Raw genomic sequence first — 10,734 nt, forward strand, 5'->3', positions numbered from 1 at the left:
GCATTAGATTCTATTGGCAGCTGATGTACCTCATACCCCGTGATCCCGCCGCTTCCCGGCTGAGATGGCCAACGGATTCGGAAAATCCACAGAAAATCCCATCTTGTTATGCCTATTTGACCCCTCGCGGGTAGGGTGTTACACTCAGTATGAACGTTCGTTCAAAGGAGGATGGCGATTGCAGGAGAAAGTGCTCCAAGCGGCGAGCAGGCTCTTCGCAGAAAGAGGATTCTACGCCACCGGAATGCGGGCGATCGCCGCTGCAGCCAAGGTCTCGGTCGGGACCATCTACAACCACTTCCAGACCAAGGAAGAGATCCTGGAGGCAATACTGTGCGATGAGGTGGAGCGCCGTTCCAAATTCCTGCAGGAGGTGGCGAAGGAGAAGCTGCCACTGGTGAAGAAGGTGGAGAAGCTCGTTGCGTTCCACTTTTCTCTCCTTGAGGAGAGGCGCGATGCTTCCCTCCTCTTCTTCCGCGAGCGGTTCGACCCGAATCCGGGGATCCGCCGCCGGTTGGAGAAGCTGTATGATGGGTTGGCGAACCAGATCGCTGCGCTGCTCCAAGATGGGGTGAGAGAGGGGGAGATAGTTCCCTATTCCTGTCTGGACGCTGCTTACATCCTGTTGGGGATGATGGAAGCGGTGAGCCTTCGGGCACTGCGGGACGACCGAGTCGCGGCGTCAATCAGAGAGGAAGCACCGAAGGAATTGACGCGCGCGATCTGGGCCTGGCTTAAGGGATCCCCAACGGAGATACCAGCATAAAAAGGAGGAGAAATGCTCGATTACGGGAAGAAGGCGTTACTGCTCGGACTGGGAACTCTCGCGTTCTCGCGCGAGAAGGTGGAAAAACTCGTCGATGAACTGATAAAGAAAGGTGAACTGACGATGGACGAAAAGGCGTCCCTTATCGATGAACTCGTCGAAGAGGGAGAAAAGCAGGAGGAGCTGGTGCTGGCGAAGCTAAGGGAGGTACTGAAAGGGATCATCGACGAGTTCGGGATCGTGCGAAAGGATGACCTCAAGGCGATCGAGGAGCGGCTCTCCCGTATCGAAGAGCACATAGTTGCCTCTGAAGATAAATCCGCTCCGTAGATACCGCGAGTTGCGGCGCCTGCGCCGGATCACCGCGATCCTGGCGGGGTACGGGCTGGAGGAGATCGTCCTCCTCGTTCGTGGACGGCGATTCCCGGTCCGCAAGGTCCGGGTCGATGCCGCCACCCGGGGAGCACGACTGCGCGGCGCGCTGGAGGAGCTGGGGCCGACGTTCGTCAAGCTCGGGCAGATTCTCAGCCTGCGCCCTGATCTTGTTCCACCGGACATCGCGCTCGAGCTGAGCAAGCTGCAGGATGCGGCGCCGCCGATCCCGTTCGCACAGATAAGGGAGACCCTCGAGTCCGAGCTGGACCGGCCGATCGATGCGGTGTTCGCGGAGTTCTCCCCCGAACCGATCGCCGCGGCGTCCCTCGCCCAGGTACACCGTGCCCGAACGCACACCGATGAAATAGTAGCGGTGAAGGTGCAACGGCCCGGGATCGCTCGGGTGATCGAGTCCGACCTCGACATTCTGTTTCACCTCGCCCAGTTGATGGAACGCCATCTCTCGGACGGAGAGCGGTATGCTCCTGTGGATGCGGTAACGGAGTTTTCCCGGAGCATTCGGAAAGAGCTTGATTTCGTTCATGAGGCGCGGAACGCGGAGATCTTTGCCCGCAACTTCGCCGGGGATGAGACGATCCACGTCCCTCGCGTGTTTTGGGATTACACCACCCCCCGGGTCCTTACGATGGAGTACATCGATGGGATAAAGTTCTCCGATTTAGATGCGCTTGAACAGGAAGGTCTCGACCGCCGGGTCCTCGCGCGCAACGGAGCGAGGGCCATACTGAAGCAGGTCTTCGACCATGGGTTCTTCCACGCTGACCCTCATCCCGGGAACCTCCTTGCCCTTCCGGGGAACGTCATCGCCCCCCTCGACTTCGGGATGATGGGGCGACTGGATGAGAGGTTGCGCGACCAGGTGGCAGAGCTCCTGTTCGGGGTGGTCGAGCGGGATGTAGACTTGATTATCCGTGCGCTTACGGATATGGGGTGCGTGCAGGCAGGCTCTGACTCTGCAGGTTTGCGACGCGATCTCCTCGATATGCTCGACGAGTATTACGGGGTACCGCTGAAGCGCCTTGACTTTCGGCGGCTGTTCGAGGATGGGCTCGATCTCTTCCACCGCCACCACCTCAAGGTCCCGGCCGGGTTGGTCCTCATGGGAAAGGCACTCACCACTGAGGAAGGAGTCGGGCGAATGCTCGATCCCGACTTTGATATGGTGACGATGGCAAAACCGTACGTGAAAAGGCTCTTTGTGCGACGTTATACCGCCGAGCTCAAACCGGGGCATTGGTTGCCCGTACTCGAGCGATATCTCCGGTTGGTGAAGGAGCTCCCTGATGAGATTGAAACGGCCCTACAAAAGATGTCAGAATACGACCGGACGGATAATTCACCGCGCGATTTTAGGATCTGGGAACGGGTTGCGCATGCGATCGCTATCGGCTCGATCTACATCGGTTCGGCCATCGTCTTGGGGTTTGAGGTAGGCCCCTGTGTTGACGGCCTATCGATCATCGGTCTTGTCGGGCTAGGGATCGGGGTGCTCCTGACCGGATGGCACGCGATCTCAAATCGAGGAAAGTACAAGGGATGAAATTCGATCCGAAAAGAGAGAGCGAGAGGATAACCCGCTTTATCTCTCAGGCAATGGATGAGCTCGGGAAGGAAGGAGCGGTCATCGGCCTTTCCGGCGGAGTGGATTCAGCGGTTGTGGCTTCCCTCTGTGTACGGGCCGTGACTCCGCAGAAGGTGCATGGCCTTATCCTTCCCGAACGTGACTCCGATCCAAAGGCGATGGAAGATGCGCGGGATCTGGCGCAAATCCTCGGGATCAAGGCAGAGGAGATCGATCTTACCCCGATCCTCTCCGCCCTCGGGGCGTACCGGCCGATCCCCCGCATCTTTGCGCGGCCGTGGCTTGTGCGTGCGATCTACAGACGGTTTAAGAAAAAGAAGGGTGTCTCTCACCTCATCCATTCCCTCGGACCGCCGGCGGAGAGGCCGGAGTTCTCGTTTGCGAGCTTTGCCCTTCCCAAACTGCGGATGCGCATGATCGTGCTCTATCAGCGCGCGAGCCAACTGAACTATGCGGTGGTCGGAACCACCAACCGTACCGAATGGGAAATAGGGCACTACGACCGCTACGGCGACGGGGCGTGCGACATCGATCCGATCGTCCACCTGTACAAGACCCAGGTAAGAGCACTGGCACGCTACCTCGGTGTTCCCCACGGGATCATTGACAAGCCTCCCTCACCCGATCTGATCCCCGGGATCACTGATGAGCTTGCGTTGGGGATCTCCTACCCGGAACTCGACCAGATCCTCGTCCTCATCGATCAGGGGCGAACCGACGCGGAGATCGAAGAGGCCCTAAGAACGCCGATTACGGCGATAAACGAGGTGCGGAAGGCGATGCACCAGGCCGATGCGGTGCGTTCCCTCCCGCTTTCGCTGCTTGACAATGAAGCGTAGACTGTGTTATAGTCCTGAACGAACGTTCGTTCTGCCGATTGGGCAAGAAGGAGGAACAGGATGAAAGCAGCAATCAGCGGTTCTCCAGCGGAGAAGATCGTCCTGAAGCTCGTGGAAAACAACGTGCTTCGGGGAGGAGCAGTGCGGTTGGCCGATCGGGTGATCTGGGAGGTCATCAAGCGTTCCGATAATCCGCCGGGAATGAAGCGGGATGAGTGGCTCACCATGCGGGCGCTTGTTTACTCATTCGATCGTATCATCCGCCGCGGCCAGGTTTCGGAGGCGGCAAAGCACCGGTTCATTGAGTTCGCCCGCAACCGGTTGGGGAAGGACCCGGCCCGCGAAGCGTTCAAGGAGAAGTACGGGGATTATCCCCCTGGATTCCTTACGATCAGCCCCTCGCGGGCGTGCAACCTCAACTGCACCGGCTGCTACGCCGGGACAGAGAAGAGCCCCAAGACCCTCGACTTTGCCACCTTCGATCGGATCCTGAACGAGGCATCGGAGCTATGGGGCATGTGTTTTGTGGTGATCTCCGGTGGGGAGCCGTTCATGTACAAGAGCGACGGTAAGAACCTCCTGGATATGGCGGAACGACACCCTGACATGTACTTCCTCGTCTACACGAACGGCACCCAGATCGACAAACAGACCGCCGCGCGGATGGGGGAGCTCGGGAACATCACCCCGGCTATCTCGGTGGAGGGGAAGATGGCGACGACGGAGGCCCGCCGGGGAGAGGGGGTGTTCGGGAAGGTGATGAACGCCTTCGAGAACCTGCGAACGAGCGGAGTTCCGTTCGGGCTTTCCATGACCGCCACCCGCCATAACTGCGATGAGCTCTTCTCCGATGAGGTGGTGAAGTTCTACTTCGATGAGCAGGGGGCGATGTACGCGTGGATCTTCCAGTACATGCCGATCGGAAAGAACTACGATCTCTCCCTCATGATCACCCCGCAGCAGCGACTACGATTACAGCGGCGGATGTGGGAGGTGATCAAGGAAAAGAAGGTCTTCCTGATGGACTTCTGGAACTCAGGCACAGCGGTGCACGGCTGCCTCGCCGCCGGCCGCCAGGCCGGATACTTCTACATCAACTGGAACGGGGATGTCACTCCGTGCGTCTTCGTTCCGTACGCGGCGACAAACATCCATGAGATCTACGACCAAGGCGGCACGATCATGGACCTGATGGAGATCGACTTCTTCAAGCGGATTCGGGAGTGGCAAAAAAGCTACGGGTACAAGACGAAACCGATGGAGACGAAGAACCTGATCATGCCGTGTGTGCATCGCGATCACGTCGACGTTCTCTTCCCACTGATCAAGGAGTATAACGCCAAACCGATCAACCAAGAAGCGGACCGGGCGTTGAAAGACCCCAGCTACTATGACGGCTTGTACAAGTACGACCGCGCGTGTGCTACGGTCTTGGATCCGGTCTGGGAAAAGGAGTATCTCCGGGGAGAGACTGTGCGGATCGAGATTCCCAAAATGCAAGAGGAGCCTGTGTCCGAGGCTACCCACTAACTCAATGGAGACTGCAACGGCGATCGGGATGGTCGTGCTCGGCTATCTATCGGGCTCGATCCTTACCTGCCAGCTCATCGGAAGGAAGATAGGGGTAGATCTCTACCGGGTGGGGACAAGGAATCCCGGGGCGGCGAACCTTTACCGTAAAGGGGGGCGAATCTACGGGATCATTGGATTCGTCCTGGACGCGGCGAAAGGGGTCATCCCCGTCTTTCTGGCGAACGGAGTCCTCGGGCTCTCCCCGTGGGGGGCGGCCTTGGTGGGGGTCCCGTGGGTGGCGGCCTTGGTGGGGGTCGCGGCGATCGTCGGGCATGACTGGCCCCTCTACTTCAAATTCCGTGGGGGCAGGGGGCTTTCCACTTCCATCGGGGTCACGGCCTACCTCCTCTTCCAGCCGTTCTTGATCGCCTTGCTCGTCGGTACCTTCGTCGGCTTGATCGCGCGTGGAATCCCTGCGATCAGGGGCTACGCGATCCCGATCGGGGGCGCGGCAGGCTTCCTTGTGATGCTCATCATCTCCACTTACACCGGTGAGCCCGCACCACTGGTGTTCTACGTTTTCGCGGCCTCGGTTGTCGGCCTCATCCGAAATCTCCCCCCGTTCCTCCGACTGGTGCGGGAATGGGAAAAAACATATGTATCTCCAAGGTTATAATCTCGATGCGGAGGTAAGAAGGTACTGATGGAGACTCTTTCGGCCCCGCGGAGGGATTGTGCGGAGATGCAATGGAGAAGAGGGCGTGCCGGGGCAGCTGAAAAAGGTGGGCAAATGATGAGGGTTATGGAGAAAAAGCAGGTTCTGCTCCTTATCTCCACCCTTTTTGGGATCGCTTTGCTCGGCATCATGATATGGCTCGCCCGGCCGATGGCGATACTAGCCCGGATCAAGGCACTCGGGGCAGGCGGGATCAGCGCGTTTGTCATAAGCGTCATCGTTGGGTTCTCCTTCGGGGTCGAGGGGTGGAGAAGACTCCTCCGCGACTATGGACTGAACTACTCCTTCCGGCGGACCTTCGGCATGATGGCCGGAGCCTACGCCGTGACATATCTCACACCGTCTTTCTACCTCGGAGGTGAACCGGTGCGGGCATTCGCCGCCTCAGACGGGTTCACACGGCGCACTCACGAGGTGGTCGCCACCATCTTCATCGAGCGGCTCATCTACTTGATCGTCATCGCGAGCTTTCTCCTTGCAGGCGGGATCATCGGATTGGAAAGCAGCTCAATATCCGGTGGGCTTCAGCAGGGGATCGTCGGGCTTGCGGGGACGGCCCTGGTTGTAAGCGGGATCGCGTTAGTGGGGATGTCTCGGCGTGCGACGTGGGCATCGCGTTTTTTCACAGCCGTCCTGCGACACCTCCCTCAGTGGAAGTGGGTTAAACGGATGCAGGATGGACTGGTGAGTGTAGAAGCGGAAGTCAATGCCGCCCTTAATGACCATCGGTGGGCGACGTTGAACGCGGCGGCTCTCTTTGCTCTCTCGGTGGGGATGAACGTGGTGTCTCCGCTTATTTTCTTCTTCTTCGCTTACGGGAGGATCCTTCCCGCCGACCAGCTCGTCCTCTTCTTCGCGCTGAGCGTAGTGCTGTCCGTCTTCACTTGGATCACTCCCGGGGGGATCGGGGTTACGGAGGGAGGATATGCCGCCGTGTTTGCGATTATGGGACTGCCGATCGACGGGGCGGTTGCGTTCTCATTGATGCAGAAACTAGCATCCATGTGCATCGTCGGGGTGGGAATGGGGTATCTTGCCCACCATGGAATCGATTATTTCGGGAGAAGGAAGAGTACAAGAAAGCGGATTGACCAACGGGAGGGAATAACGTGAAGATCGGATTGGCTCTTGCCTCGGGTGGGGCGCGTGGTTCAGCTCATGTGGGTGTCTTGAAGGTCCTTGAGCGTGAGGGGATCCGAATCTCCGCTGTTGCCGGCACGAGCATCGGGGCGGTAGTCGGCGGTGCGTACGCCGCTGGGCTTTCGGTCGAGCGCTTGGAGCAAGAGTGGCTCAAGACCGACCTGCCCCGGGTGATAAAGAGCTTTCTTCCAACTTTTCCGCGGGCGGGGTTGAGTTCGGGAGGTGAATTCCGCAAGGAACTTTATCATTTGTTAGGAGATATTCGAATCGAGGAGCTGGAGATGCCGTTCGCCGCCATGGCGACTGACATCGACACCGGCGAGGCGGTGGTGATCCGCGAAGGCCCCCTCTACGAGGCTATCCGTGCCTCGGCCTCCATCCCCGGGATTTTCCATCCGGTGCGGTGGAACGGACGTCTGCTCGTCGACGGCGGTCTGGTGGAGCCTCTTCCCGTCAGGATCTGTCGCGAGCTCGGAGCTGATTTAGTGATCGGGGTAGATATCGTCCCGGCGCCGTCCCCCACTACCGCTGAAGGCCGCAGAGTATGGGACAGGTTAGGGAAAGCCTTGCGAGAGGGGACTGAAAACCAGCGGTGGATTCCGGGTGAACTGACGGAGTTCCTCGATGTGCTGTTCAAGGATCGAGGGGGGGATGAACGCCCGTTGCCAGGGGTATACAGCATCATCAACCAGGCGGTGGCTATATTCCAGCAGGAGATCCTCCGGCTCAAACTCACCCTGTGGCCGGCGGATCTACTGGTGCACCCGAAGCTCCCGCCGCGGATCAACTATCTTACCGCTGCCGCTGGGATCAAGGCCGGGGAAGCGGCGATGGAGGAGGCGCTCCCTGAGTTGAGGAGGGTCATGAGCCGATGAACGTATCAGTTGTTATTCCCGCACGTAACGAGGAGAAGAATCTCCCCCGGTGTCTTGCCGCCCTGGCGCGGCAGACGTACGGAGATTTTGAACTGATCGTAGTTGATTCAGCGTCCAGCGATGGAACCGGTAGAGTAGCGCGGGACCACGGGGCACGGGTGATCAGGGTCGAGGTCCCCGGCGTGGCGCTGGCCAGGCAAGTGGGATTCGAGGCGGCGCAGGGCGAGATTATCGCCAGCATGGACGCCGATACCATCGCTCCGCCGGACTGGCTCGCTCGCCTCATCGCTCCGCTTTCCGACCCGCAAGTGGTGGAGACGGTCGGCGGGTTGGTGTACGAGGGGCAAAACCTTATCCCTAGCCTGATCGATAGTGCGTGGCAAAGGTCCCTGCACCGGCTGGGACTCACTACGGCGACCGCGGCCAATCTCGCCGTCCGAAAAACGGCCTTCGAACAGGTGGGAGGGTTTTACCTTCCGAACGGGGATTTCCCCCGCGGTTATCCCGAGCTTGAGGCGATGTGGCTGGGGATGAAGCTGCGCCACGTCGGCAAGATCGTCCTCCTTCCCCGACTGCGGGTGATCACCTCCCCGCGACGGATTAAAAATCCGAAGATGGCGTATTGGTGGAGCCTTGGGTACCTGCGCAAGGCTGGGCGATTCGGGTACTGGGAGCTCACCGGTAGGAGTCTACACATCAAGGACTCCGCTGCCGGGAAGACGAGATGACAACGCCCAGCACGATCTCAGTCGTAGTTCCCGCCCACAATGAGGAGGAGCTCCTCCCGAGGTGCCTTGCCGCCTTGAAGAAGCAGACGGTCGATTTCGAGCTCATCGTAGTCGACTCCGCTTCGTGCGATGGGACGGCCGCGGTGGCAAAAAGGCTCGGGGCGAAGGTGATCTCGGTGAAGGAACTCGGGCTTGCCCGAGCGAGACAGGCAGGGTTTGACCTGGCGCAGGGAGAGATCGTGGTTACTACGGATGCCGATTCCGTGCCCCCGCCCGACTGGCTTGAAGGGCTCACCAAGCCCTTTCGTATCCCCGAGGTGGTCGGCGCCTACGGGAGCCTCATTCTTGAGGGGAAAGGGCCTCTCGTGCGCGGTGCTGAGGGCTTCTTCCTCTTCTGGCAATGGCTTAATCACCACCTCGGGCGACCGCTCTTCTGCGGTCCCAGCTTTGCGGTACGGAAACAGGCGTTTGAGGAGGTAGGAGGATTTAAGCGCGGTGAAACCTTTTACGCCGACGACGAAACCGACATTCGGCTTGCCTTCAAGCTTCGCCGAGTGGGGAAGGTGGTGTTCCTTCCCCAGGTGAGGATTCTCAATTCGACGCGAAAACTCTCGGGCTGGCGCGGGTTGGGCTACCTCGCTCACCACACGGGCAATTACTTCCGCCTCTGTTGGCTGCGCTACAACGACGTGTGAGCCATTCAGCGCAAGCGGCGCGATTAGAACTCGAAAACAGGACCACAGGGCGTGATCTTCCGGAGATCCCGATCCGAATCCATTTCCTGATCACCTTACGCAACACAGGGATCAAGATCGTTCCTCTTCGGCCGCACCAGTGCTCGCGGTTTTGCACTTGACCGGCGGACGCGAGCCTGCTATAATGAATTAGTTCTTTCTGAGAAGGAACTAACAGGTATGCAAGTTATAAAGGGCGATCAAGGACTCCTGCGGGATCACAACCGCGGTCTGATCGTGAACCTCCTTCGGGCGGTCGGCCCGAGTTCACGGGCTGATATCGCACGGCGCACCGGCCTTGCCCCTTCTGCCCTCACCCGGTTGGTACGGGAACTGATACAGGAGGGGGTGGTAATCGAGGTCGGGAAGAGCCATTCCCACATGGGCCGACGCCCGACGCTCATCGCGTTCAACCCGCACTTCGCCACCACGATCGGGATCAAGGTGGAGGACGTGCGCCTCCTCGGGGCGCGGGTCGATTTGGACGGGAGGATCGAGGCGCGAGCGGAAATCCCCTTCCTCAAGCCGCCAACCCCAACAGCGGTGATGAGACAGGTAGTCGAGCTTGTGAACTCCCTGCGGCAGGGGCGCACCCTCGGAGTCGGCCTGTGCATCTCCGGATCGGTCGACCCGATCAATGGGGTCGATCTCTACTCACCGATCCTCGGGTGGCGGAACGTGGCGCTCCAGACCCCGCTTGAGAAGATGCTTGAGCTCTCGGTTCGAGTGGAGAACGACGTGAACGCCCTTACCCTCGCCGAGCGCTGGCACGGGGCAGGGGCTGAATTCCGAAATTTCGTGTGCCTGACGGTCGGGGAGGGGATCGGTGCAGGGGTGGTGATCAACGGTGATCTCTATCGTGGTACGTTCGGGGGTGCGGGTGAGGTGGGGCACATCACGATCGACCCCGACGGACCCCGTTGCCGCTGCGGGGAACGGGGGTGTCTCGAGGTGTTCGCCTCGGACCAATTCCTGGCGGCGGAGGCGGCCCGGCTCGGGTTTCCCGATATCCCTTCCTTGGAACAGGCGGCGCGGCGCGGGTTGGACGAGGCACGCGGGGTGTTCGACCGGATGGGGCGCTATCTTGGAATCGGGGCGAAGAACCTCGTCAACCTTCTCAACCCCGAGGCGATCGTCCTCGGCGGGGAACGGATGGATGCGGCCGACCTGTTCCTCCCTGCGTTTGAGGAAGAAGTGCGCAATCACTCGTTCCCCGAGGCGGCGAAAGACCTAAAAATTGTCCCTGCTGCCTTGGGGGAGGATGGCTTCTTGATCGGGGCGGCGACTCTCGTGAGTTCTGAGTTCTTCCGCCTCCCGACAGAAAGGATCGAGACATGAGATTGAGCTTAGGCCCGAGCGGCCGACTGGAATTATCGATTGGAGAGGATATCTGGATCGAGGATATCGGGGTGCGGCTCTTCCAGGA

11 protein-coding genes are annotated in these 10,734 nt (G+C 59.7%); all 11 read left to right on the forward strand.

All coding sequences use genetic code 11. The features are described 5' to 3' along the window. The first annotated feature begins 178 nt into the window (after positions 1 to 178). The 11 genes from J7J55_02780 to J7J55_02830 all read left to right on the forward strand — a co-directional run bounded on the left by J7J55_02780 (position 179) and on the right by J7J55_02830 (position 10,646). Positions 179 to 766: a TetR/AcrR family transcriptional regulator gene (locus J7J55_02780; protein MCD6141633.1), complete on the forward strand. Its 588-nt coding sequence runs from the start codon at positions 179 to 181 to the stop codon at positions 764 to 766. 12 nt (positions 767 to 778) lie between these two features. Further along, positions 779 to 1,096, forward strand: coding sequence for a polyhydroxyalkanoate synthesis regulator (locus J7J55_02785; protein ID MCD6141634.1), 318 nt, complete (start codon positions 779 to 781; stop codon positions 1,094 to 1,096). Then, complete coding sequence (locus J7J55_02790; protein MCD6141635.1) at positions 1,068 to 2,702, forward strand: AarF/ABC1/UbiB kinase family protein; 1,635 nt, start codon at positions 1,068 to 1,070, stop codon at positions 2,700 to 2,702. The genes J7J55_02785 and J7J55_02790 overlap by 29 nt, the downstream gene beginning before the upstream one ends. Next, positions 2,699 to 3,583, forward strand: a complete 885-nt coding sequence (gene nadE, locus J7J55_02795; GenBank protein MCD6141636.1) for an NAD(+) synthase — start codon at positions 2,699 to 2,701, stop codon at positions 3,581 to 3,583. Before J7J55_02790 ends, nadE begins: the two co-directional genes overlap by 4 nt. Positions 3,584 to 3,643: 60 nt before the next feature. Next, positions 3,644 to 5,113, forward strand: coding sequence for a radical SAM protein (locus J7J55_02800; GenBank protein MCD6141637.1), 1,470 nt, complete (start codon positions 3,644 to 3,646; stop codon positions 5,111 to 5,113). Positions 5,114 to 5,117: 4 nt separating this feature from the next. Next, on the forward strand, positions 5,118 to 5,771 hold the full coding sequence (locus J7J55_02805; protein ID MCD6141638.1) for a glycerol-3-phosphate acyltransferase: 654 nt from the start codon (positions 5,118 to 5,120) through the stop codon (positions 5,769 to 5,771). A 114-nt stretch (positions 5,772 to 5,885) separates the two neighbouring features. After that, positions 5,886 to 6,944, forward strand: a complete 1,059-nt coding sequence (locus tag J7J55_02810; GenBank protein MCD6141639.1) for a flippase-like domain-containing protein — start codon at positions 5,886 to 5,888, stop codon at positions 6,942 to 6,944. Beyond that, the gene (locus J7J55_02815) at positions 6,941 to 7,846 is read left to right on the forward strand and encodes a patatin-like phospholipase family protein (protein MCD6141640.1); all 906 of its coding nucleotides are present in this window, start codon (positions 6,941 to 6,943) and stop codon (positions 7,844 to 7,846) included. Before J7J55_02810 ends, J7J55_02815 begins: the two co-directional genes overlap by 4 nt. Continuing rightward, complete coding sequence (locus tag J7J55_02820; protein ID MCD6141641.1) at positions 7,843 to 8,574, forward strand: glycosyltransferase; 732 nt, start codon at positions 7,843 to 7,845, stop codon at positions 8,572 to 8,574. Before J7J55_02815 ends, J7J55_02820 begins: the two co-directional genes overlap by 4 nt. Continuing rightward, positions 8,571 to 9,269 carry a glycosyltransferase gene (locus J7J55_02825; protein ID MCD6141642.1) on the forward strand — a complete coding sequence of 233 codons (699 nt, stop codon included), beginning with the start codon at positions 8,571 to 8,573 and terminating at the stop codon, positions 9,267 to 9,269. The genes J7J55_02820 and J7J55_02825 overlap by 4 nt, the downstream gene beginning before the upstream one ends. A 219-nt stretch (positions 9,270 to 9,488) precedes the next feature. Next, positions 9,489 to 10,646 (forward strand): ROK family transcriptional regulator, encoded by a 1,158-nt coding sequence (locus J7J55_02830; protein MCD6141643.1) that lies wholly within the window; start codon positions 9,489 to 9,491, stop codon positions 10,644 to 10,646. Positions 10,647 to 10,734 lie beyond the last annotated feature (88 nt).

The sequence above is a fragment of the Candidatus Bipolaricaulota bacterium genome (assembly GCA_021159055.1).
In the GTDB taxonomy this organism is placed as follows: Bacteria; Bipolaricaulota; Bipolaricaulia; order UBA7950; family UBA9294; genus S016-54.